Source organism: Pseudonocardia hierapolitana (assembly GCF_007994075.1).
GTDB lineage: Bacteria > Actinomycetota > Actinomycetes > Mycobacteriales > Pseudonocardiaceae > Pseudonocardia > Pseudonocardia hierapolitana.
Genome location: NZ_VIWU01000001.1, coordinates 1,552,589 through 1,578,123, shown reverse-complemented (window position 1 = coordinate 1,578,123; position 25,535 = coordinate 1,552,589). Strand labels below are relative to the sequence as shown.

Annotated in this window: 10 protein-coding genes; all 10 read right to left on the bottom strand. The window is 69.0% G+C overall.

Translation table 11 applies throughout. From position 1 onward, the window contains the following. Nucleotides 1–9: 9 nt before the first annotated feature. Nucleotides 10–1,896: a zinc ribbon domain-containing protein gene (locus FHX44_RS07510; protein WP_147254809.1), complete on the bottom strand. Its 1,887-nt coding sequence runs from the start codon at nucleotides 1,894–1,896 to the stop codon at nucleotides 10–12. Nucleotides 1,897–2,081: 185 nt separating this feature from the next. After that, nucleotides 2,082–4,355 carry an AAA family ATPase gene (locus FHX44_RS07505; protein ID WP_147254808.1) on the bottom strand — a complete coding sequence of 758 codons (2,274 nt, stop codon included), beginning with the start codon at nucleotides 4,353–4,355 and terminating at the stop codon, nucleotides 2,082–2,084. Next, a complete protein-coding gene (locus FHX44_RS07500) occupies nucleotides 4,336–5,583 on the bottom strand; it encodes a hypothetical protein (RefSeq protein ID WP_147254807.1) in 1,248 nt (415 codons plus the stop codon). The genes FHX44_RS07505 and FHX44_RS07500 overlap by 20 nt, the downstream gene beginning before the upstream one ends. Beyond that, nucleotides 5,561–8,767 carry a DEAD/DEAH box helicase gene (locus tag FHX44_RS07495; protein ID WP_147254806.1) on the bottom strand — a complete coding sequence of 1,069 codons (3,207 nt, stop codon included), beginning with the start codon at nucleotides 8,765–8,767 and terminating at the stop codon, nucleotides 5,561–5,563. The genes FHX44_RS07500 and FHX44_RS07495 overlap by 23 nt, the downstream gene beginning before the upstream one ends. Further along, nucleotides 8,764–10,068: a serine/threonine protein kinase gene (locus tag FHX44_RS07490; protein WP_170308812.1), complete on the bottom strand. Its 1,305-nt coding sequence runs from the start codon at nucleotides 10,066–10,068 to the stop codon at nucleotides 8,764–8,766. The genes FHX44_RS07495 and FHX44_RS07490 overlap by 4 nt, the downstream gene beginning before the upstream one ends. Nucleotides 10,069–10,078: 10 nt before the next feature. Continuing rightward, nucleotides 10,079–10,753, bottom strand: coding sequence for a vWA domain-containing protein (locus FHX44_RS07485; protein ID WP_147254804.1), 675 nt, complete (start codon nucleotides 10,751–10,753; stop codon nucleotides 10,079–10,081). Nucleotides 10,754–10,762: 9 nt separating this feature from the next. Beyond that, nucleotides 10,763–11,824: an FHA domain-containing protein gene (locus FHX44_RS07480; protein WP_170308811.1), complete on the bottom strand. Its 1,062-nt coding sequence runs from the start codon at nucleotides 11,822–11,824 to the stop codon at nucleotides 10,763–10,765. 195 nt (nucleotides 11,825–12,019) lie between these two features. Further along, nucleotides 12,020–16,057 (bottom strand): Eco57I restriction-modification methylase domain-containing protein, encoded by a 4,038-nt coding sequence (locus FHX44_RS07475; protein ID WP_147254802.1) that lies wholly within the window; start codon nucleotides 16,055–16,057, stop codon nucleotides 12,020–12,022. Continuing rightward, entirely contained in the window at nucleotides 16,057–18,945 is a 2,889-nt protein-coding gene (locus FHX44_RS07470; protein WP_147254801.1) for a DEAD/DEAH box helicase, read from the bottom strand. Before FHX44_RS07470 ends, FHX44_RS07475 begins: the two co-directional genes overlap by 1 nt. Nucleotides 18,946–18,962: 17 nt before the next feature. Then, entirely contained in the window at nucleotides 18,963–25,178 is a 6,216-nt protein-coding gene (locus tag FHX44_RS07465) for a protein kinase domain-containing protein (protein WP_147254800.1), read from the bottom strand. Nucleotides 25,179–25,535: the final 357 nt, after the last annotated feature.

Here is a 25,535-nt window from a genome sequence, read left to right as displayed (position 1 = left end):
AAAAGAATATCATGTCCCGCAGTATGACGGCGCGGTGTAGCAGCGGGTGCAGTTGACTCCCGCCTCGCTCCCGCTTTCCGGGCATTTCCCGCAGCTGGTGCAGATGTAGCGGGCACCGACGGTTCGCGCCCAGCAGGGCGACGCGAGTGCCTCGTGGCCGAAGATGCGTTCGACCCATCCGGGACCGCGTACTTCTGGATTGAGAGGCTCGCGTTCCGGCTCGATGATCGGGACGCGGGCCTGGCAGGCCCCACATCGTTCATGGCCCCAGCGCGTGCCGCACGAACGACAGGTGATCGAAAAGAGGTCCTTCTCCCGACCCACCTGCTCAGGGCTCGCCTCGTTGCCGCATCCCGGACACGTGAGGAAGGTATTCACGGCCGACTCGGCGTTAGCGAAGCCTGACCGGAGGCGCAAGATCTCGTCGGCGATGTCACGTTCCCAACCAGGAGCCTTAGCCCTCCTGCTGATGTCGCGTAGGAGCGTGTCCAGCTGGGTGGACTCCGATGCGATCATCGGACGTCGCAGGTGGAGTTCGTCAGGGGTCGGTCGGTGGAAGATCGGGCTCATCCCGAGGCGGGGAGGGCCGAGGTCCATGAGCCGCTCGATGAGGCGCCGCGGTACGGGGCGACCGTCCAGCGAGACGGCCGGTGGGTAGCTCAGCAATGCCGGCGCCATTACCGCAGTAGCGACAGCGCGAGCCACTCGTTCCAAGCTGGTCGTCTCCAGCGGTGAGACGGGGATCGCCGTCGCGTCGCGCCGTCCCGCAATGTCGTCCTTGGCGGCGGAGATCAAGGGTGCCGCCAGCCGGGGCGGCAGCGCGCGGAGGGGTTCGCTTGCGGAGAGGTGCACGACAACCGTGGGCTTCGCCACCGCCCCGATCACCGACTGCCATCTCGCTTCGACCGTCGTCGGGTCGTCGTCCGGCCCGACGAGATCGATCAAGGGAACGAACCGCGTCGCCGTGCCGTGTGACTCAAGGGTGAGCGTGCCGTCGTCGTCCTTGCGGATGGTCGCCGTGCCCCACGCTCCGGTGAGGGTGACAGGGTGGCCGGGGGACGGGATAGTGTCGCCGTCAGGCGAGTAACCGAGCTCGGCGAACGCGCGAACGAGCAATCCCAGCGCGTACCGATCGAACGCCAGATGGCGTCGTCGTAGCCGCTCACTGCGTTCTTCGGGGTCTTCCTGAAGATCGGGCTTGCGGTCGAACGCCGACCACACGAGACCGGCAGCACGATAGTGGCGGTCATTGGCGATGACGTTCGTACGCCGGAGCGTCCGCAGTCCAGTTCGGCGGCCACGAAGCAGTCGTCCGAGGGTGCTACCGCGCAGGTTCTGCAACCGGGCTCCGAGCCCTTCCAGCTCCTCAAGTGTCCGCTCGGCGCGATCGGACGATTCCCCAACCCGGGCGGCGTCACCTCCCCAAAACCGGTACAGCAGGTCCCGGCGTCGATGCGTTCCCTCGTCGCGGGCACGTTCGAGATCGGCCAAGTCGGCGCGTATCCGTCGAAGGCGCTGAACACGGGCTGAGATCGCCGAGGTGAGGATCGGATGGACGAGCTCGATCACCATCCGGTTCTCGTAGAGGTCCGCGTCCTCATCGCGGGATACGGCGAGGGCTCGCCGTGGGATCGGGCCGCTCAGGGTCCTGGCCGCCCAGTCCTCGGTGTGCGCGGCCAGGCGGGCGAGTGCCTTCCGGGCAGGCCGCTTGACCTGGGCGACCGGGCGAAGCTCCACGAGTTCACCGAGCCGCGTGACGAACCGTTCACAGACCTGGGCGATCGAGGAGATGTTGTCCCGCAGGACGATCTCCCGCCGGTCGAGTTGGAGGCTCTCATCATCCAGCCCTGCGAGCAGCTGCGCGTCTCGTACGGCAGACCAGGATCCGGTGCTCACGGCCGCATGCAAGCCGGCCCCCAGCGTCGCGAGGGCGTCGAGATCATCCGAGGTGCTGTCGTCCCGAGAGGCGTTCCCAGCGTCGCGTCGATCGTCGAGACAGGGGATTCCCCCGGCTGCCCATCGCCCGGTCCAGTTCGGAAGTGGTTCGCTGGCGCGGCCCGACACACGGTCCCGAGGGGGAGTCACGAGCCGTAACCGCCCCGCAGCCGGGATGCCTCCCGCCGAATCCTGTCGAGCGTCTTCACCGGTTTTCCGCCGTCGAGGCTCCAGCGCTTTTCGATGTCGTCGGCCAACTCGGCGAGCTGGTCGGGAACGACGCCGAACCGATCTTCGAGCTTGCGCACCAGCTTGGTCGCCACCAGGTGATCCACCGCTTCGGTCATGTCTCCACCCGTCGCGAGGATGACAGGTACGAACCGCTCGGCCTGGCGTTCGAACCGGTTGCCCCAGCTGACCCCAAATCGGGCGAAGCGCTCGTGAAGGTGATCGTTCAAAAACTGTTTCACTGTGTCGGCGTCGGCGCGATGATCACGCATCGCCGCCTCGAACGCCCCTCTCAGCTCGCTGAACGCGATCGGAGCGGCAGGGGCTTGCTTGGATGCCGCGAATGGTTCGTGGCGGGCCGGGAGTTCTTGGACGTGGGCGCGATCGTAGGTCTTGTCCGCGAACGCGACCGTCGTCTCGTCGTGGTTGGCAGTACCCACGAACCAGACGTTGCGCGCAAGTGGGAGACGTGAACCCTCGAACCGCTCGGGCACCCCCTGCAACTCGTGCGTCAGGAGGTCGACATAGCCTGGCTCGCTCACCGCGGTCTCCAGGATCGAGAGCATCGACCCGAAGTACTGCTCAGGATGGGCGAGGTTCATCTCGTCGAGCACGATAACCATGGGGCGATCCTCGTTTGCCGGGAGCAGGGCCCGGTAGAGTGCCTTCGTGAACTCACTCTCCGCGAATCGCTTCTCGAACGCATTATAGTAGCCGAAGAGATCGTCCTTGTCTCGCCAGCCGGCCTGCACCTCGATCATCTGCGCGGCACCATCGCCGCTGAGTGCTTGGAAGAACTCGCGGGGAAGGCTGGTCTTGCCGGTTCCGGACATCCCTTGCAGCAGATGCAGGCGGCTCGCAGCAAGTCCCGCCATAAACAAACGGACGTCCGACTCGGTGTAGTAGAAGGCGACGGGCGACGCGGTCGCCATCCGGGCGCGGATGTCTACAACGAGATGGGCAAGCGTAAAGTCCGCGCCGAGATCGGAGAACTCCGCAGGCCACTGCTGCAAGCCGGAGTCACGATCGTAGGCGGAGCATGCCGGGAACGGCTCTGTAACGTTCTGGCTCGCCTGTAGGTCCTCCCATTCCTTGCGCTGCTGTGCAAGAGCTTGCCGGAGCGTTTCCCGTTGCGCGGCCAGCGTGTCGCGCTCGTCCCGGAGAACCTCCAGCTCGCCGACGTTCATCAGCTGGTACCGAAGCTGGCGGTCGATGCGGTCGTGTTGTTGCCGCCAGTACGTCTCCTGCTCTTGTGCCTCCTCGGCACGCTGCGCGCGCTGGCGCAGGTCGTCGACCTGCTCCTGGGACGGTCGACGGCTGAGTTCATCGCGCAAGTTGGCCACCTGGGACCGCAGCGCGTCGTTCTCCTCTTGGAGGATCTGAGGGTCGTCTCCATAGGTGTCAAGCTGGTTCCGCAGGTCGCGTAGTGCCTGGTCGCGGGATTGGCGGAGATCCCGCTCGATCTCGAGCATTTGCCGGGCCTCGTCGAGGTCCGCGCGGATGAGGGTGACACGCTCCTCTGTGCGTCGTTCCAGGTGCTCCGCGGCCATCGCCTCGCGGGTGCGCGCCCATTCGATCTCGTGCTCGAGCTGGGCCTTTTGCATGTTGAGATCCGCCTGCAGGTCGCGTAGCCGGACCGTCTCCGCGGTGATGCGTTCGCGTTCGCGCTGCACTTCGTCGTGGGCCGCGGATCTGATCGCATCCGCGCGTCTGCGGGCCTCGTCCTCGATCGTCGCGGCCTCGGCGAGGAGCTCGTCGCGGCGGCAGGCGGCGTCTTTCGTCATCGTCCGAAGCTCGTCGGCGAACCCCGCTTTCGCGGCTGAGCGCTGCGACTCGATCTCGGCCTCAGCGCGTGCGAGCGCGGCCTCACGTTCGGCGGCACGTTCCTCCCGCTCCGCCAAGGCTGCCCGGTCGGCCTTCAGCCGTTCCTGTTCGGTCGCGAGGTCGGCAAGGGCCTTGTCCGCTTTGTTCTTCGCATTAAGCCACTGCGTCTCTCTTTGCTTCACGTTGTTCCAGAGGTTTCGCAGCTTCAGAGCGGTGGTCACCTCGGCGTCGGCTACGTCGAAGCGGGGTGTTTCCGCCGCGATCTCATCCGGAACCGGTGTCGTCGAGGCCAGGCCCTTCTCGACCTCGGTGAGCAAGGCCGCTTCCTTCGCGGCGGGGTCCTTGCCCCTACCCGGCTTCGCGGCCATCGACTACCTCCGATGTCTGCAGGATCTCGTCGCACAACGCGACCACGTCGCGCGCGAGGGGGATGACGGAATTGGGGGGATCGGTCCGGGAAGCGGCCAGCCGCGTCCAGCGCGACGCGGCGCGTGCCAGCCTGCCCAGCACCGATGAGGGATGCGACACCATCAGTCGTTCCGCGGCAAGGAGACGGTTGACGGTGCCGTCGAGGCTGCCCGGCTCGGCTTTCACGAGCTGCGTAAAGGTCTCGTCGTCCAGCCCCAGCCGGCGCGCCACGGCCGCTCCGTCCGCCGGCTGGGCAGTGGGCCGGTTCGCGTCCCGATTCGTGTTGTACTCGAGGTGGTCGCACAGCCGGCGGAGCGTGAACTCGATACTGCCGAGAAGCGCGTGGGACGTCGCTGTGCTGATCTCGCGCGGAGCAGGCCCGGCACGGCGCCGCAGCTCGTCGAGCAGGTCGCGCAGCTCGTCCGCGGCTTCGCGTAGGGGTTCGGTCAGAGTGAGATCGGGCGCCGACCGGGGAATCTTCCGCAGCCAGTGGTCGATGTTCCGGTGCTCGGTCGCCAGCGTCATCAAGCGCCGGCTCAGGCCGACCTGTGGGGTCCCGAGCGTGGTCTCGACGACGAAACCGGCAGAGGTCGACCGGACAGGGCTGGCGACCAGGCAGCTCTCGTCGGAACCGACGATGACTGTGCGGCGGTGCGGGTCATCGGATGCCCGGCTAAAGCGCGCCAGCTCGACGTGCGTCGGCGCGACGGGCTTGCGATCGTCGACGGTGACGAGCAGACCTTCGACCCTGACGGGCCGGCCCGCGCTTCCCTGCGCCCACGAGCCTATGTGGCCGGCGAAGCGTACGGGCAGCGGGGGCCGTTCGTCGGCAGGCTGTGGCCAGAGCTCGCTGGTGGCGATGTCCCGGTACACCCACGCGACCCGCGTCCCGGCAGACGTCGTCCCGCCGTCGGGTGCGATGTTCATGCGCTCGGCCGCGACACGCGCGAGCAGGTGGCGAACGAGGTCGTCCGGCAGTTGCATCAGGTCGCTGATCCGTGCCGATGACTGCTCGCCCGCCCGGCGGAGCCTGAGCACGGTCTCGAGCAGGATGTCCTTCCCGGTGGGGACGGTCCATTCGATCACAACGCGCCACCGGTGGGCCGGTGTCAGCACGACGTGGTGAGTGCGGTCCGGCAGATCGGCCAACGTGAAGATCGGGAGGTCATGCGGATCGCCTGCAGCCATGCTCACCACCCGTCAGGCCGTGGAAGGCAGCCAGGGCTGGAACAGCGACCCGGCCGGACTCCGAGGTGAACATCGCGGCGTCGCCGACCGCGACGAGCAGCCGTCGCTGCCGGCTCATCGCCACGCACAGGCGGTTCGGCAGGACGAGGAAGCCGAGGTGGGGCGCCTTTCCTGGGCGGGGTCGGTTCGAGCGCACGGTGGACAGGTAGACGACGTCGAACTCGCGGCCCTGGAACGCGTCGACCGAGCCGATCCGCACACGGGGGAGCCCGCGGGCGTCGTGGAGCCACGGAACCGACGGGTTGAGGCGGTAGTCCGCGCCGTCCCGGATCGCCATCCCCTCGGCGTACATCGCTTCCCAGATCGCGGTGACCTGACCGGAGTAGAACGTGATGACGCCGAACGTATGCGCGGCCGAGGCCTGCAGACCGTCGGCGAGCTCGCGGACGATGATCTCGGCTTCGCGACGCCGCCGTATGCTGCTGCCGACACGCTCTTCCCGGCCGCGGTCGTGCGGGACGTCGATCCAGCCGCACACGGCCGTTCCATAGCCCGGAAGATCGTGCGCGAACGCTGTCCCGTCCGCCCGGCCGTTGGCGACGTGCTCACCGTGCGGCGCGTAGAACTGCTCGCTGACGAACGAGCCCAGAACCGGATGCATGCGGAACTGGCGGTCGAGTGTGATGACCCGCTTGGTGCCGTCGCGCCGTTCGCAGTCGCGCAGCTTGGTGAAGAGGCGTTCGAACAGGGACCGATTGAGCACGGATTCGACCACTGCAGAGTTGTGCCGGGACGAGAGCCGCGGAACGAGCTGGTCATCGAGCAGCTGAGGAAGCTGCCGGTGGTCACCGACGAGAACCACCCGCTCGCTCGCGAGGCTGATCGGGATCATCAGGTCGAGCGGGTTCGCGCGGGCCGCCTCGTCGACGATCACCGTAGCGAACGGCACCGACTGGGTGGCCCGCATCTGCCCGGAAACCGCCTGCTGACAGGTAGCCGCGAGTGCGCGCGTGTGCGCCACGATCGACGCCCGGAGCTCGTGCGGCTGGGTCTCGATGACCTTCCGGAACTGCTCGATCGCGAGATCGATCGGGCTTGCAGCGAGCATGACCTCGCGCTCCGCGTGGGCTGCGGCACGGTCGAGCAAGGCCTCGACCGCCGGGATAGCGGCGATGATCCCGGCCCGGGCGCGACCGTCGAGAAGTCGATCGATCACATCCTGTTTGACGGCCTTGAGCCTTGGCGCGGCATCCCGGGGTTCGACAGTACCGCGGGCTGCCTCTTCGACCGCGATCCGCTGGGCGTCGTCGAGGAGGTCGACGAACTCCCCGTCGTGTAGGACCCGGATGGCAGTGAGCGCGCCGTCGTCCGCGTATGCCTCGGGCGTCTCGCGGAGTGCGCGGGCGAGCCGGAGAAGGCGGCCCTGGGCGGCCTGCTGAACGTGTGCCCCTAGGGTATGCGCGAGCGTCTTCGCGAGCTTGCGGGCCTCGAACGCGACATCCGTTCCGACGAGCCCTGCCTGTTGCGCGACCCAGTTCAACAGGTCGACGGTGGCACTGACGTCGAAGGGCTGCTCACGATAGGCGGTCGTCCGGTCGAGCAACGCCTGCTGGGCCCGAACTTGTTGGTTGGGCCGGGAGTTGTCGTGACGTTGGGCCAGCCGTGCCGCGAGGTCCATGGTCCAGGCGTCGAGATGCGTCCGGTCCTCTTGCTCGTGGGTGCGCCCAAGCTTCACCGGCGGCAACGTCCCATCGTCGGCGGCCTGAACGAGGTTGGCGACGGCGTCGTGCTGGTAGCTGGTCAGTAGCACCCGCTTGCTGACCGCGGGCGCTTCCTTGTTGATCTCCGCGAGGCGCGCCTGGATCGCTGCGATGACACGGGTCTTACCGGTGCCGGGTGGTCCCTGGATGAGCACGACATCGCGTGAGTTGATGGCGAGGTCGATGGCTGCGACCTGGGCCTCGGTCGGCAGGCCCCCCAGGATCTCCTTCACCCGCGCCGACAACGGTGGGAAGCGCCGGGCTCGGCCGACCGGCTCCGGTCGCTGATCGCCGAGAATCAGCCCGACCTGGCGCGCGGGGAACGTCGCTCCCGTCATCATGGCGACCTGTGCCCGGTTCCGGCGGTCGATGCGGACCTTGTCGAGCGTGTAGGCGCCGGCGAGGTAGCCCCGTTGCGGCACAGCGTCGCGATCGACCTGGCGGGCGGGTTCCAGGATGATCGTGCCCCGGGGACCGACGACCGCGTCGCCGATGACAACGCGGTCCTTGGCGTGCGAAGGATCGGCGGAGCCGTCGAAGGCCACTCGGGAGCCGGCCTCGAGCCCCACCTTCTCCCTGCCGATGCTGTCCCGTAACACGTCCGAGCTGCGGTGCCGTACGAGCTCGAATTCCATGCGGCCGTCCGGGAGCAAGGTCCACCGGTCGTAGGGTGCCGATCCCATTGCGCGGGCCGCGGCCCGCGCGGCCTCCCGTTCGAGGTCGTTGTACTCGTTCCAGATGCCCAGATAGGCATTGTCGGCCTCGGCGAGGCGCTTGAGTTCTTGCTGCTCGCTGAACGACAGCTTCCCGAGCCGGGTCGCGTCGACGAACGAGACCGAGCCGTGGACGAGCGTGAGCCGCGACTCCTGGCCCTGGTCGCGCCGGGTGATGCGCTCCACCAGCAACATGTCGTCCACGAGCCGCACATCCACGACGACGGAGGCACCGACGAGGCGGAAGGCGTCGGCGCGCATGGCGGCCGATCCACCGGTGCCGATGACGCTCACCGGTCCACCACCACCGTCGAGCCGGAACTCGCCCGCGAGCCAGGCGGTGACGTCCGCGACCGTGCTGGTGGCGCGGGTGAAGCGGCGTGCGTCCTCGACCGCCTGATCGTCGACGCCGACCTGCCTGCCATCGGGCCACCGCTCGTCGCCGTCGTAGGTGAGTACCCGCACCGCAGCGGCGGGATCCGAGACCAGCAACTCGGCGAGGTACGCACCGGACGGGACAACCGCGGCGAGCCATTCATGGTCGTCGTGGTCCACGAGCCGACCGGCACCGACCCGCGCGCCGTGCCGGACCGTGATGCCGGCCTCCGAGACGTCGAGGCGCACCGGAGTGCCGTTTTCGATCGGCATCGGTCTGACGGGTTCGATGCGGACGACACGCTCGTCGCGGTGGGCGATGTCGTGGATCTTCACGCCGCCCCGATCGACCGTAGCGCCAGGACACGATCGGGCAGGCCGGGTGTCTCCAGACGGACCCGGACGACCTCCTTCGCACGGGGTGTCGGAAGACGCCGCACGTCCCTCCCCGACGCGTCGACCACGCGCGACTCCCCGTGTGACAGGACCGCGAAGCCCTCTCGCTCCGGGCGAAAGGTCACCACGGCGTCATCCGAGGTGTGCCGCCCCCACGCATGCCGCGGGAGGAGATCGACATCCATCTGCGGGGAGAGGACGAAGGAGTCGCGCGCGGCCAGCGGTTGCTCGAGGTCGCCGCCGTAGACGGTGACGAGCACCGTCGATCCGGCTGTGGCGCCGCAGTTCGGGCACTGCGGCCGCGACCGGTAGAACGTCCAGCCACACCCGTCCCGGCATTCGACGACGTTGTCGAGCGCGGTGTGCAGCACGTCCCGCCATCTGCTCGACCCGGGGCGCTTGGCCGGGGCGAGCCTGCCCGGGCCGAACGTGTCGCGGCAGAGTTCCTTGAGTCGGCCGCTGAGCACCAACTCGAAGAGCAGCGCAGGCAGACTGCCATCCGCCAGGCGGTTCGTGTCGTCGAGCGGGTCGCCGATGTAGGGCAGTTCGCCACGGTCGGCTGCCTTCTGTGCTTCGTTACCGTCCATCTCGTCGGCGGCGAATCCCATCAGCGGATGGGTCAGCACGAGCATCCGGAAGACCAGGACCCCGAGGCTGTAGGCATCGGCCAACGTCGACGGCGGCGACGCCTTGCGGGGGTTTCGTTCCGGTGCTAGGTAGCCGGGAAACCCCAGGATCTCCGAGCGGGGATCCGACAGCGAGGTCAGGTTGTCGGTGTCGATCAACCACGTGTTGTCCCGCTGGAGATCGTCCGACACCATGACGTTGTTCGGGTTGAGGTCGACGTACGCCAGCCCCCGGGCATGGAGTTCCGCCAGTGTCCGCGCGACGTTCGCTGCGATCGCCAGCCTGCGCCGAAGACCGCCCGTCCTGAGATACCACGCTGGGTTGTCCCCTCGGCCGAACTCGCGAGGCAGGTACTGCTCCCGCAGCGGCTTCATGTCGCCAGCGAGTCGCATGACGTATCCGGCCCCACCTTCGCGGATCAGCGTGAGGGGAGCGGCGACGGCGAGATCGTCGAGCGGCAGCCTCCGCACTGTCGCAATGCGCTTGAGATCCTGCTCGCGCTCGAGCAGTTTGATCGCGTAGTCCGGGTGGCGCACGACGCGGTAGACGGTGCCCTGCGCGCCTTTCGCGATCCGCTCACCCAGCGTGAACTCGACACCCGCCACGTCGGTCACGCGCACCGGATCAGAAGGCATCATCGCTCTGCAGCCGGCGCAGGGAGTCCGCGCTGTCCTCATCGGGCGCGACGTCGGGTTCGGACGCGGACAACGTCAGCTGCGAGACGGTGGTCGTGACGAACCGGAGGAAGTTGCGGATCTCGGCCGCCTCGCTCGCCTCGTGCGGTCGGTCACCGCTGAACGTTGCCAGCATCTCGCGGTCGGCGTCGGCGCCGATCGCGAGCGCGAACCGGGTGCTCTTCGCGCCCCGTTCGCTCGTGAGGAGGGCTTCGAGTTCCTTCCTCCATTCGCGGTCGGTGGGGATGCCGTCGGAGACCAGCGCGATCGTCGGCCGGTAGGAACGCGAGGGCAGCGCGTTGCGATCCTCGACCAGCTGCCGGGCGATACGGAAGGCCTCCCCGAGCGGTGTCCGGCCACCCGCGCGCAACGAGGAGAACTCGATGTCGCCGATTGGGGTGTGGGCAAGGACGATCTCGGCGGAGCTACCGCCGAAGGTGATGATGCTCAAGGTGATGTAGCCATGGCCGGCGTCAACCTCGGTGAGCTCCTCGATCATCTCCGTGACGCTGTCGTTCAGTACCTCGATCTTGCCGTCTTCACGCATGCTGCCGCTGGTGTCGAGCAGCAGGACGACCGGCAGGGTTCGGGCCGCCACAGGGGCATAGGAATCGAGCAGGGACATCCGCGATCCTTACGTATTGTCGCCGTGCTGACCGGTGAGCCACGGCGCGGTGGTCAGGTCCGGCGCGTACCGGCGGCGAACGCGCCGACGCCCGGACAGCCGAATGTGCAGGGTGTCCTTCGCGAGGCTGATCCGGTCCTCGTGCCGCAGTGCCTGTTCGACCCGAGGCGGCAGGCGCGACGGCGCGCTGCCGTCCTGGATCAGCATCGTGCCGTTCTTGGAGCCCAGCTCCTCGACGAAGAGCCTGCCCCTGCGGTTGGAGAGGCGAAGATGGTTGCGGCTAACCCGGGCCTGTTGACTCTCGTCGAGGATGTCGCGCACGTCGTAGCGGTCCTCACCTCGGCCCCGCCCCACCGTGAGCGACGCCCCGTCGGCGACGGGAATCCGATCGACCTCCGCGTCGTCAAGCAGCACGACGACCTCGCGCGTGTCTTCACGGGCACCGACCCGTCGCGCGGGTTCGTGGCATTCCGGACACACGACCCGGCCGTCACGGTAGGCGGGATCGGCCTCGATGATCGGGGACGCGGCCCAGTCGCACGCGGCCCGGTCGCGGGTGCACGCCCATTCGCTGTTCAGAGCGGCCTTCGCCTCCGGGGTGGTGACGCCCTTCGGCTTCAGCTCGGCATCCTCGATGCGCCAGGACACCTCGTGGTCCGGGATCGGGGGAAGCTCGAGCTTCTCGAACGCCACCGACGCCCCGGTGAACACGGGCTTGATGAAGCGGTCGCTCCCCTGAAGCCAGGGATGCTCCTTGCGGTGGTCCCGGAAGAGGTCCGTGGTGATGATCGTCGCGTCCGCGTACTTCTCGGCCATCTCCAGGATCGCCGGATCCGCCCAACTGACGGTCCGAGCCCGGCCCTCGCGCTTCCACTTCTTGAGGCACTGCTTGCCGTGGTCATTCAAGTGGTACGTGAGGCTGTTGTCGGCGATCCCGTAGAAGACGGCGTGCGGGTCGACCTGCTCGCGCCAGCTCTTCACGATCCACTCGACGTGCCGCCAGTCGTTCGCCTCGTCCGAGCGGACGACGGGCGAGAGATCGATGATCACCGTCGGCGACGAGCGGGTCACGGTGCCGCGCCTCCCGCGCCGAGCGCTCGGAACCCGTCCATCGGTCGTCCTCCCTCGGAACGGCGTCGATCGTGGCGTCGTCCACATTGGTACGTCTGTTTCTCTGCGTTTCGTTGCACTGCGTGTGTGGTGGGCTGCCGGCCGTGCTTGCCGGTACGCGCGTCCGGCGGAACGTGCGGTCTCTCATCGGCGTACTCATGCCCTGGCGGGGTGGCGGGGCCCGTCGCCTGCGGGGATGGCGGCGAGCGGCGTCCACGGCACGGTGCCCTCGATCGCGGCGGACATGCGGTCGTAGGCGTCGAGGACGAGGCGCTTGGTGCGGTACTCGCCGAAGTCGCGTTCCTCGTACTTGCGGACGACGAAGAACGAGTCCAGGACGTGTTCGGCCTCGGGGCGCGTGAGGCCGTAGACGTGGAGGAAGGCGGCGTCGAGATCGGCGCGGAGCAGGGCGCGGCGCTCGGGATTCCAGCGGAACGGGGGTCCGTTGTCGCCCATCTCGTTCGCGTAGGGCAACAGGCGCCAGGAGGTGTAGGACAGCTCCAGCACGTACGGGATCACCCACTTGGCCAATGACATCGATGGCTGCCACGGCGCTGGCTCGGCGAACGTGGCCGGGATGGGGCAGGCGAGCTGCTTAACCGTGAAGTACTTCATGTGGGTGCCGCTGAGCTTCTGGCGGGCGACATAGTCGAACCCCAGCGACGACCAGACAGCATGGAGTAGCGGCCCGTGGTCCGGCCTGGTAGGGAGCGCGAGGAGGAACGGATCGCCGACCGCGGCGGTGGGGAACACCGATGGGACGAACGTGCGCATGTCGCTAGTGCGGGCGATGTCGCGCCAGCCCAGCAGCCAGTCGCGGTCCCAGCGAGTGGCGAGCTGCTTGCGGACCTCGGAGCGGGCGACCCAGTAGCGGGCGAGTGGCTCCATGTCCGGGTCGTCGTGTTGGGTGTCGGTGGGGCGGGGCAAGGAGCCGACGTTGAGCTGCGCCTGCGTGGCGTCGCGGTAGGTCGAGAAGCGGTGATCGAAATGGCCCAGCAGCTTCGCCTCGTATAGCGGGAGGAACTCGGCGTCGCCGCGGTGACAGGACCAACCGTCGAAGTGGGCGTCGGCGAGGTCGTCGGGCTGGTGGAACAGCCCTGAGTCGTTCGCCATGTCGAACAATCGAGTAAACGACAGGCCCCACAGGTTCCGGCCATCACCGGTGTCGCGAACCAAGACCGGGTGGCGGCGGTAGATGTCGAGAGTGATCTCGGCGTCCGTGCGCGTGCGGAACATCGGGAGGGTGCCGGTGTTCGGGTTGATCGCGAGCACCTCATCGGCGGCGAGCTCGAACTGGCGCTCGGGCACGTCCTCGACGTGTCGGGTGAGGAACGCGAATCGGGTCTTGTCCGCGACCCAGTCAGTCCCGCTGAGCGCGGTGATCGCGAACCGCACTCGGTGATCGACTCCAGGGAAGATCTTGGCCTCGTTCTCGAAGTCGTAGAACGCGAGCAAGCGTTTCGAACCAAGGGTGTCGGCGAAGAACGGGGCGGTCGTCTTGTCGGTGGCGATGCCGGTCGGTGTGATGATTCCGCCCGTGCCATCGGCGGCGATGATCGTCCGGATGGTTTCGGCAAAGACGCTGTAGGTGTTGATGTCGCCCTGGCCGGTGAGCGGGTAGCGACCGCTGTTGCGCAGCAGGTGGCTGATGCCGTCGGACGTCCGCAGCGCGTCGAGGTAGGCGTCGTGCAACGGATCGCCGTCGTCTGCCAGCGCGCGAATCATCTTGCCGCGGATGGCGGCTGTCTTCGCGTTGACGATGTCCTCCCGGCCGTGGGCGCCGAAGAACTCCTTGTCCTGGATCTTGACGCGATCCCAGGGCGGGTTGCCGACGACGCAGGAGAAGCCGCCCACCCATCCGCTGCCGGGGTCGCCGTCCGCGCCCTCGGGCACGGCGAACACCTCAGGGAACTCCAGGTGCCAGTGGAAGAAGCGGTGCTGCCTTGCGAGCCGGTCGATCTCGTAATGGGTGCGCTCGGAGGCGGCGTCCACGTCCGGGTTCTGCAGGTTCCGGAAGACCTCCTCGGTGGGCGCCGCCGGCGCGTCGACGGTCTTACGCCAGAAGAACGCGGCGCACCAGGCGTTGGCGACATGCCGGGCGCGGGCGTACTCGGCGGAGTCGACGAAGTCCCGGTACTCGGCCTCCTGCTTGCGCACCTCCGCCAGGGTCCCGGCCGGGGCAGCGGTGATGCGGCGCAGCCCGGTGGCGAACGCGGCGTTGGCGACCTTGACCTCGGTGTCGAGGTCGAACATGCCGAGCTGGCCGTCGCGTTCCTGCGCGTTCTGTCTGGCCAACGCGCTCGCCCAGGCACGGTCGTCGCCCTCGATCGGTTTGAACGCCGCGTCCGGGATGCCATCGCGCAACAGCTTCGGCGTGGCGCCGACCAGCGCATTGCCGCAGTGCACGTGCGCGTCGAGGAAGCTCAGCGGTTTGCCGGGTTCGAGGGCCTCCAGCCATAGCGAGACCTTGGCCAGCTCCACCGCCATCGGGTTGAGGTCGACGCCGTAAACGCAGCGGGCGATCACCTCGTGCAGGGCGGTGCGGACGGCGGGGAGGGTCGGCTCGGGGTTGCCCTCGCGGACGGCGGCGACGCGCTTGGCGATGCGGCGGGCGGCGGCGACGAGGAAGTGGCCGGAGCCGCAGGCGGGGTCGCAGACGGTCAGCGACAACAGCTCGCCGGCTATCGACTCGGCCGGGTCGGGTATTCCGGCGGCGGTCGCCTTCAACTCGCCTCGCTTGACGGCGTCGTCGATCACCGGGTCGAGCGCCGAGTCGAGCAGGAGCTCGATCAGGGAGGATGGCGTGTAGTAGGAGCCGGTGGTCTTGCGGGCGTTGCCTGCGGCCGTGACGAGCTCGAACTCCAGGTCCACTGCGCTGTGCCGGGGGATCAGCTCCAGCAGCGACTCGTAGATCGAGCCCAGTTCCTCGGCGTCCAGGTGCTGGTAGTCGACGGCGCGCCAGCGCTTGGCGTCGGTGTCGTACACCTGGGAGAGGTGACGCACCGCGGTCAGCAGGTGGTCGTTCGACAGCCGCAGGTTTCGCAGTGGCTCGTCGGCGGGGGTCGGGTCGAAGATGCCGCCGAGGCCGGGCAGGCCCAGCTCGGGGCGCCCGTTGACGTCGCCGAGCGCGTTGAGGACGACCTGCAGGGACTCGTAGAGGTCGTGGTGGCCGGTGCCGCGACGGCGGCGGGCGTGGGCGCGCAGCTTGGCCGTCGAGAAGTAGGTGGCGTAGCGGGCGCGGGCCTGCCCGTCGGCATCGGGGTGGTGCAGGGCGTCGCGGTCCTCGGCGACGAAGGCGAACAGCATGCGGTACACCAGCCGCAACAGGGCCTGGTGCAGCGCGGCGACGTCGACGTCTTCACGCAGCGCCGTGTTGTCGGGATGCCGCAGGAACCCGGTGCCGAGGATGGTGATGGCCTTTTGCACGCCGTCGCGGAGCTGGTCGAGGGCCCGGGTGCCGGAGGCGATCGCGTCGACGCGCCACTTCTCCAGCCAGCACGTCGAGGGAGCAGCGTTCTCGGCGGTCGCGAAGCGGGAGACGTGCAGCAGCCGGTAGAGCAGCACGAACTCGCTGAACAGTTCGCCGTCGAAGATCGCTTCCAGGTCGAACTCGACGTAGGAAGCGGTGGCGAGCGCGCTGGAGTCGCGCAGCAGCCGCAGTTGGCGGCCGTTGGTGACCATGCCCCACAGGTGGGCATCGGTGCGGTTCAGGCATTCCTGCACCAGCGACTGGGGTGGCACGCTGCCTGCGCCGCCCGGGCGCTTGTCCAGGTCGGCGTTCCACGCGGTCAGGTGCACGGGCACGTGGTTCCAGCGGTGGCTGATCGGGAACGTCTTGCTGCCGTCGTCGGACGTGACGCCCGATGCCCCGATCGCGGTCAGCACGCCGAAGCCGAGGGTGTCGAACAGCGGCGCGAGCCAGTGCGTGGAGGCTGACCTCGTCGGGTCCGCAGGCAGGTCGTCTTCCGGCGCTGCGGGCAGCGTCTCGCGCAGCTCCGTCCACAGCGACCGGAGGTAGGCCCAGTGGCGTTCTGCCTCGTCACGGACGGAGCGGGAGCCGGCGATGCGGTAGTCGGCGGGCTTGCAGCCGCTGACATCCTTGCCTTCGGAGATTCGGACCAGCATGTCGGCGGGCAGCAAGCCGCCGACGGTGTGGACCGCGGAGAACACCTGGTTGCGGGCAATGGCAGACATCAGGCGGACCCTCCGGAAACCGGCAGATAGACGTAGGCGCCGAGGATGTCGGCGGGCTTCTGGGCGGTCACGGCCACACCGCGGACGATCTCGCCGGAGGCGACGCGGACCCGGCGGTGGGAAGCGAGCAGCTCGTCGGCGAGCTCGTCCCCGTATGCCTCCAGGTGCTGGTTTGTCGCGGGCAGCGCCTCCAGCACACGCTGCATGGTGCGCTCGCCGAACGCGCGGTCGGTGTTCTCGTCCGCGGTCAACTCGAGCAGCCGCAGCGCCTCCTCCGACGGCAGCCAGACGGCGTTGCTCGGCGCACCTCGGAAGGCGAGCAACCGGGCGTCCTCGGCAACCAGCTGCCGCTGGCCCAGCCGGGACGGCAACGTGAGATGGAACCGGTAGCGGACCAGTAGCAGCGTCGTGCGAGTGTCGACGCTCCGCGTGCGGATCACCCCGCACCGGCGCGCGGGCCGGGGACCGGTCGCCTTGCCGTCGAGTGCGGCGTTGAGGACGTATCCGGCGAGTGCGCCGACCACGGGGTCGGTGCGGACCAGGGCGACCTCGCCGCGCGCCACCGCGGCGGTTCCGCGGAACGCCACCGGGCGTCCCGCCTCGACGGCGCTACCGGCGAGCAGGGGTGCGACGGCGTCCCGGAGCCCGACGGGCGTGCCGCTCAGGTCCGCGGTGAAGCCGTTCTCGTCGCGGCGCAGGACGGCGTCGAGCGACGTCAGTGCCTGGCGGACGAAGTCGGTGGTCTCGCCCGCACGGCCCAAGGTGTCGCGCACCGCTGCGACCTCGCGGGCGACCTCCTCGGGATGGATGGCGCGCTGCGCGAACCGCGAACGGGACGCCCGCTCGCGCTCGGCCGCCGACTTCCACTCCAACTCCAGCGCCTCGGCCTTCTCGCCGGTGACCTGGTCGAGCTCGAACAGCCCTTCCTGCTCCGGCCGCCCGCCACGCAGCAGCAGCCACTCGACGATCGCATCGGTCACCGCGGAGGAGGCGGAGTCGGGGACCGAGACTGAGATGCCCAGGTCCTTCTGGATCTGGCGGTGCTTCTTGATCAGGACCTCGAGCACCTTGCCGTCGATGCCGTTGTCACTGCCGTACAGGGTGATGACCTTGACGACGTCGCGCTTCTGGCCGAAGCGGTCGACGCGGCCCTCGCGCTGGTCGTGCCGGGTGGGGTTCCAGGCCAGGTCGTAGTGGATGACGGCGTCGAAGTGGTGCTGGAGGTTCACGCCCTCCGAGAGGCAGTCGGTGGCGACCAGCACGCGGTGCGCGTCCCCGGCCGCCTCCTCGGCCAGCTCCTCGATGCGCTGCAGGCGCTGCTGGGGGGACAGCGTGCCGGTCACCGCGCGCATGACGGCCTTGCGGCCGAGCTTGCCCTCCAGATGGTCCGCGACGTACTCCGCGGTGGGGATGTAGCGGCAGAAGACGATCGGGTGGTAGCCCTCGGCGAGGAGATCCTTGAGGTGCTTGACCAGCGTCGCGAGCTTCTTGTCCTCGGCCGGGCCCTCTAGCTTCTCCGCCCGGTCGGCCAGCTCGGCGAGCCGGGCACCGGCGTCGTCGGTCTCGGCGCCGGGGGCCACGTCGAAACCTTCGAGGGTGTCGCTGTCGGACGAGTCACGGGTCAGCGGGGCACCGAGCTGGTCGGCTTCCTCCGCGGTCGCGGCGATCGCCGCGGCGGAGCGGGTGCGCAGCGTCTGGGCGGCGGCCCGCGGCGAGGAGACCAGTGAACGCAGCAGCGCGATCGCCGACCACCAGGCAATCCGCGCATCGCGCTTCCCGCGGTCGCCCGCCGCCGTGACGCGCTCGCTCGCGTAGGCGATGGCGTCGTCGAGCAGCGCACGGTAGGCCGGCGACAGCCGGTAGGTCAGGTCTGCGAAGTTCCGGTCCGACGGGAACGACGTGTCCTCGCGGAGGCTGTTGTCTGCCAGCCCGTCGTCCACGGTGAGGAACCGGCGCACGTCGGCGCGCTTGCGCTGCACGAAGTGCCGGGCGAGCAGCTGCCGGCCGGAATCTGTGTCGAAGTCTGCGGATTCCAGCTCCGGACGGACGAGACCGAGCAGGTTGCGGAACGCGCTCTCCTTGCCGCTGTGCGGGGTGGCGGTCACCAGCAGCAGGTGGCGCTCGGCGTCGGCCGCGATTCGCCGCAACAGCTCGTAGCGCAGCTGGCTCTGCGTGGACGAGGTGTCGTCGGCGGCGACGCACGTGTGCGCCTCGTCCACGATGACCAGGTCGGGGCAGTGCTTGACGAAGTCGTCCCGATGCCGGGTGGACTTGATGAAGTCGGTGGAGACCACAACGTGCGGGTACCGGTCGAACAGGGACTGTCCGAGGTCGAGCCCGCGTTCCAGCCTGCGCACCGTGGAGGCCAGCACCAGCTCGGCGTCGATGCCGAACTTGGTGCGCAGCTCGTCCTGCCACTGCTCGGCCAGGGCCGGCGAACACAGCACGGCCAGCCCGCGTGCGCTTCCCTGGGCGAGCAGCTCGCTCGCGATGAGGCCGGCCTCGACGGTCTTGCCGATGCCGACGTCGTCGGAGATCAGCATCCGCACGACCCGCTGCCGCAGGGCCATCAGCAGCGGGACGAGCTGGTAGGCGCGCGGTTCGACGGCGATCCCGGCGAGCGAACGGAACGGGCCGGCACCGGACCGGAACCCGATCCGCAGGGCGGACCGGAGCAGGCCGGCGGCCTGCGCGTCCCCGAGGTCGTCGGGCGACGGCGGCGCGAACTCGGCGGCGCGGATCTCCTCGATGCTCGGGAAGACCGCCGCGACGTCGTCATCGGCCCCGCCCAGTGGCCGCAGGACGAGCATGTCGTCGGAGCTCTCGGGCAGCACGACCCAGTCGCGCCCCCGCGCGGACACCAGGGAACCCACGGTGAAGGTGGTCATCTCAGCTCTTTCGTTCCTCACACACGGGTTCCGAAGCAGTACGAGTTCTGCTCGATGATCTTCGACCAGTCGGCGTCGTGCGGGAACCGCACCACGTCCCAACCGCTGTCCAGCAAGCGGTCCTCCGCATCGCGGTCACGGTTGGCGACCGACTCGTACTCGTGGACGGGGCCGTCGACGAAGATCGCGACGTTGGCGCCGGGCAGGCGGTAGACGAAATCGGGCTTGGCGAGCGCCTCGGGGATGAATGCCTGCGCTTCGTCAGGCAGCCGCAACCCGCGTTCCTTGAGCCAGGAGATGAGGTTCCCCTCCAGCTTCGTATCGGACTGCTCGGCGAGTCGGGTCAGCTGCTCGGTACGGGTCTCGCCCCGGCCGGTCTCGACGACGTCCGCGCCCGCCAACCGCAGGAGCAGGTCACGGACGGAATGGCGGTCGATCGCGCCGTGGTGGGTCTGGTTGCCGTAGGTGAGCAGGCAGTCGTAGCAGCCCCGCGCGCAGGGACGGTTGGGGTGCGGGCCACCGAGGTCGGTGCCGTCGGCAGCGAAGTGACAGATCTCCAGTGCCATCGCGGCCGCCGTGCGCAGCGCGGTCCGGTCCGACTGCAGCAGCCGCAGCACACCCGCCCCGCCCTCGGCGGCCTCGGTGAACAGCATCCGGTCCCGGTCGCCCTCGTCCGGCGGCAGGAGCTCACTCGTCAGCTCCGAATCCTCCAGCTCGAAGGCGGCCTCGATGCCCCGCTCCAGCGCGAACATGACCGACAGCGCGACTGGCTCCGGCAGCGGCTTCGCGAGCGTGAACACCAGGATGTTGCGGCGGTCCTCGACGTAGGGGAGCACCCGCTTCTTGCGGCGCCCCTCGTTGCCGTCGGCGTCGACGAGGGGCAGCTCGCTGGAGTCACCGGACGCCTCCGCGGCGTCGCGGTTGTTCATCCAGCGGCCGTCAGCGGGGTCGAGCCAGAAGCCGGGCGGCTCGTTCTCGGCCGCTCGCCACCGCCCGACGTTGGTGATCCGGACGGTGGCCGAGTCGCCGTAGGTCACCGCTGCGAACCGACCTCCGCTGTCGGAGACGAGGGCGTCCCGCCGGCCCGGACGCGCGCCGTGGTCGTGGAATCGGTACGAAGTCACCAGCCGGAACCCGGCCCGCCTGCGCTCCTCCTCGTCGGAGGAGATCCGCTCGCGGCGTTGGGTGTAGACGGTGTGCAGCTTGAGGAGCCCGACCGTCTTCTCCGGCAGCGGCTCCTTGCAGAACTCGCACTTGTCGGCGTTGTCGTTCACGTCGTGGTGGTAGCCGCAGGCTGCGCATCGCTTGGCCTCGGTGGTGTGCACGTCGCCGGTGACGTCCGGCGGCAGCTGGATCCGATTCACCACATAGCGGGAGCCCTCGTGGTAGATGAGCGCTCCCGGCCCGAACTCGCGGATCGCTAGGAACCGGGGTCGCTGCAGGTAGTCGCCCTCGTCGAACCGGCGGGACGCCGCGGGAATGTAGGCGGCCAGCGGCAGCCGGGGGAACGAGTAGCCGGGTAGGAACCCCTCGCTGGCCAAGTAGCGGTACGGGTTGAAGTCCGACAGCACCGACTTGCTGTCCACGCTCTCGTTCTTCAACAGGTTGAGCTGGGTCTCCGCCTCCCGCCGGCGTCGCACGGCGGCGTTGCGGTCGCGTTCGGAGAGCGTGTGGTCGAGCACCCGGCGGTTCTGTTCGGCCTGGTCGATCAGCGCGGCCTTGAACAGCTCGCGCCAGCGGTCGAACCCGCGGTCGAACTGCTCACCCGCAGCGCGCACGGCGTCGTCGATCCACCGATCGTGCCACCAGGTCGTCCGCGCGAAGTCCTCGATCAGGCCGCCGAACACCTCGCGGGCGGCGGCGGCGGCCCGGCGCTGCACGTCGGGATCGCTCAGCGTGTCGGTGATGTGCTCGTGCAGCCGCAGCGCCGGCGCGGGCGTGCGGGCGTCCTCCGGGTAGGAGATGTCGATGATCTCGGGGATGGCTCTGCCCAGCTTGAGCCGGGACTCGGCGAGCCAGACGGCCTGTACGTGGGAACGCACCAGGTCCTCGTTGGCGAGGTCCAGCCGCGGTGGGGCGACGACGCCGGCGACCATGCGATCGGAACGGCGGAAGTAGTACTGGTCGTGGCTGTTGCCGGTGGCGCAGTAGGTGGTGACGAGCGCCGGCTGGCCCGACCGGCCCGCCCGGCCGCTGCGCTGCGCGTAGTTGGCCGGCGTCGGCGGGACGTTGCGCATCATGACGGCGTTGAGCTCGGCGATGTCGACGCCCAACTCCATCGTCGGTGAGCAGTAGAGCAGCTTGAGCGCTCCCTTGCGGAAGTCCTCTTCGCGCTCCTCCCGCACCTTGGGGTCGACCTGGGCGGTGTGCTCGCGCGCCGCGAGGCCGCCGAGCACCCCGGCCGTGCTCTTGTAGAGGTCACGGAAGAACGGGTTGACGCGGGGACCCTCGCCGCTGCCGTAGGTGCGGGTGAGCGGATCGTGGGCGCCCCGCTCACCCGGGCCGGCCCGCCACACCAATGTCCGGGCGGCGATGCGGTAGCCCGTGATCGACTGCCCGGTGCTGCGCCGGTACTGCCGTGCGCGCTCCGGGACGTGCTCGACCCTGGTCACCAGCTCGGCCTGCGCCAGTACCTCCAGGAGGCCGGCGATGACGAGCTGCAACTCGTCCTTAGTCAGCTTCGGGAAATGCGTCCGGCGCAGGTACTTGCCGACCTTCCCACCGCCGGAGAGGAACAGACCCGAGCGGTCCATCCCCGGCTTCGAGCTCCGCGGATAGGCGGTGCCCACCTGTGGGCGGTCGTTGGTCGAGAGCCTCCACGGCTCGACGAGCCGTTCCTCGCTGGCGCGCTGCAGGGCGTCGAAGTCGTCGCGGAAATGCTGCACGTCGATCGCGAGTCCGCGGCGCATCTCGTCCAGCAACACCCGCATGATCTCGACCCGGCGGCCTGGCTCGGCGTCCCGCAGCTCCGGCTGGGCCTTGGCCCACCGGCCCTCCTGCGCGGCGAGCCAGTCGAGGTCCTCGTAGTCGACCACGAGCAGGCCGGTCTGCTCCAGGTTGGGCATGGTGACGCGCCAGCCGCGCTGCAGGTCGACGTAGAGCCGGAAGGCGATCACGTCCCGCAGCGTCTTCGCGGCGTTGCGGGCGAGCGAGGGGGCCACGTCGGCGGAACCGGTGTAGTCGGCTACATCCAAGCCGAGGGCGTCCGTCACGCGCGACGCGAGCTCCTCGTGCCGGAGGCCCTCCGGGCCCGCGTCGACCATCGCCCGGTACAGGGCCGAGCGCAGCTGGGTGATCTGCACGAAGTCGTTGAAATGGCCCGCCTGCAGTGAGGCGTCCTGCCGGTTGTCGACAAACGTGAGCAGCTTGCGCGCCTTCGGGTCCAACGCCTCGACGTTCTTGAGCGAACGCACGATCGAGGCCGACACGAGCGACGTCGCGGAGGAACGGCCCTCGTGGTTGAGGGAGGCCAACATCGCGAAGTCCTTTGCCCGGACCCGCTCGCTGCTGACATTACAGTTCAGGCAGAACAGGAACGGGGCCGGGATGAACGCTGCCTCGAGCTCGCCGCTGCCCTCGTCGCCGTAGGGGTCGACGGTGATCGCCCGAGGGAGCCGCTTCCGGTAGCTGTCCCGCACGACCTCCCGGTCGTGGTCGTCGGTCTCCAGCCAGGACTCCGGGAGCCTCCGGTCGGTGATCGCCTCGTCGAGGGTGCGCGGCCAGGGCCGTTCGCGGTCGATGTAGAGGTAGCCGTCGTCGCTCTTGCCGCCCGTGGCCACGGTGTCCTGCCGGGGCTCGTAGACGACCGTGCCGTCCTTCGTCGTCCGCCAGACGGCCAGGTACTCCTGCCCGCAGTCACGGCAGAAGGCGAGCGGCAGGAGGATCTTGCCGTCGGAGCCCGGCTGGACCCGCTGGTAGTCGCGGGTCATCTGGCGGGTCGCCTTGTCCTCGAGGGTGACGTAAACGGTGTCGCCCTTGGACAGGAACTGGTGGAGTCGGAACGCGAAGAGGGGGCGGTTCGTGACCGGGTGCCGCGCCTCCGAGCCTGCGCGCAGGGTCCGCCGGATCGCCTCCCCGCAGACCTCCGCCGACAGACCGGAGCTCACGGCGAGCTCCGCTGCCGCTTCCTCGATCTTGGCAGGCCGCTGGCGGACCAGGCGACCGTCGACCGTGGTGAGGCCGAAGTGCGTCTCGATCCACCGCGCGAGCGGATCGTTGCGCAGGTCGTCGTAGGACCGCGGGGAGTCGAGTCCGGCGAGCCGCTCGACCGGCACGGTGTCGGGGGTGTCGGCCGTGGCGCGGACCAGGGTCTCGCCGATGACGTTCGCCGGATCGACGGTGGTGCCGAACAGGATGGACGCGACCGTGGCGACCACCTTCTGCTGGTCGGCGAAGGTGCCCTCGCTGGACATCGTGGCCGACGTGCCCACGCACTGCAGCCGCTCGGCCTTGCAGGCTTCCCGGACCCGGCGGATCAGCAGTGCCACGTCGGCGCCCTGGCGGCCGCGGTAGGTGTGCAGCTCGTCGAAGACGAGGAACTCCAGCCCGCTCGCCATCTTGATCAACGAGCGCCGGTCGTCCGGTCGCGTGAGCATCAGCTCCAACATCACGTAGTTGGTGAGCAGGATGTCGGGCGGGTTGTCGCGGATCCGCTTGCGGTCCTCGTCGTTCTCCTGGCCGGTGTAGCGGGCGAAGGTGACCGGCTCGCGGCCCTTCCCGTAGCCGTCGACGAGGTACTTCTCCAGCTCCTTCACCTGGCTGTTGGCCAGCGCGTTCATCGGATAGACGATGATCGCGCGCACCCGCTTGCGGGCGTCCGGTCCCTCGCTCTCGCGGTCCCGGAGCACCTTGTCGACGATCGGCACGATGTAGGCCAGCGACTTGCCGGAGCCGGTGCCCGTCGTCAGCACGTACGACGCCCCGGACTTTGCGACGTCGACGGCCTCGCGCTGATGGCGGTGAAGCGTGAGCGGCCGCCCGTCGCACACCTGGCCGCCCTCGGTCTTCTTGGCCTGGAAGATGCGGGTGCACTCCTCGTGTAGCACCCCGGCGCTCGCCAGCTCCAGCACGGTGCCACCGGAGGCGAAGAACGGGTTCAGCGAGAGCCACGGGTCGGGCCACTGCGACTTCTCGTCGAGGTCTTTCTCCACGAACGCCCGGACGTCCGCGTCGCGGATCACGGTGCCGCTCTCGGTGAAGTCCCGGTAGTCCCGGATGAGTTTGCGGTGCACGTCGAAGACGTCCATGCCGGCCGCGGGCTGCCGGGCGACGAGCACCGGCTCGGTGTCGGGCTCGCGCGCGGGGGCGGTGGTGGCGAGCGCGGTGACCGGGTTGAGGTCCTCCCAGCCGTCGATCGTGTCGTCGCCCACCGCGAGGGGACGGAGGGCGTCCCGAACGGTGGCGGCGTCGACCGGCCGGTTCGCCGGATCCTTCTGCAGGAGACGCTCGATGAGCCGGTTCAGCTCCGGCGGGATGCCCGGACGCTGCGGCGCCAGCGGGGGCGGAAGCTCCTTGATGTGCTTCTGCCCGAGCTCATGAGGGGAGGCGTCGGTGAACGGCGGAACCCCGGCGAGCAGCTCGAACAGCACGCAGCCGAGCGCGTACAGGTCCGCGGCCGGGCCGACGGCAGCCCGGTGGAACTGCTCCGGCGCCATGTAGCGCGCGGTGCCCACGGTGACCCCGGTGCTGGTGAGGTGGGAGCCGTCGGAGTCACCGAGGATGCGGCCCATCCCGAAGTCGAGCACCTTCACAGTGCCGCTCCTCAGCAGCATGACGTTCGACGGCTTGAGGTCCCGGTGGATCACGTCGAGACGGTGGGCCGCCGCGAGGCCATCTGCGATCTGCGCGCCGATCGCCGCGACCCAGGAGAACGGCAGCTTGGCGTGCTCGTCGGACAGGTCCTGCAGCCGGCGACCGTCGAGGTACTCCATCGCCAGGTATGGCAGTCCGTTGCCGTCCACCCCGCCATCGATGGTGCGGGGCAGGTGCGGGTGGTCGAGCTTGTGCATGATGCGCACTTCCCGCTCGAACCGCTCCACCGCCTTGTTGTCCGCGGAGGTGTTGATAGGTGCCCCCGAGCGGCTGCGCAGGATCAGCTTGACCGCGACCACGCGGTCCTTGACGCCCTCCGCGGCCCGCTCGTCCACCGCCTGGTGGACCTCACCCATGTTGCCCTTGCCGATGGGGCCGAGCAGCCGGAACCGGTCCGCCACGACGTTCACGTTCGGGGACACTCGTTCCTCCCGGCAGGATGATCAATCGGTTCGGTGTGCTGCACGCCTGAAGCGGGCAAACGGCAGTGTACACACGGACAGGTGTCGAGCAAGAACCGATCTGTTAACCTCGTCAACGCGAAGCCCGACTCGCGGCATGCCTCACCGACGGCGTCTGGTTCAGTGATGGGAGCACCCGTTGTCCCCTGCTGATGTTGTCGTCCGGTCACATGTCGTTGTTCGGAGGCTCGGTGCTACAGCGACGACACGACGTCGGAGCTCCGGCTGGGAAGCGCTCACCCCGGCAGGCCCTGTGCAGAGAGATGCAACGCCTGCGCTCGCTGTAGCGAAGTGTGGCGTGGACCCGTACGAGGGCAC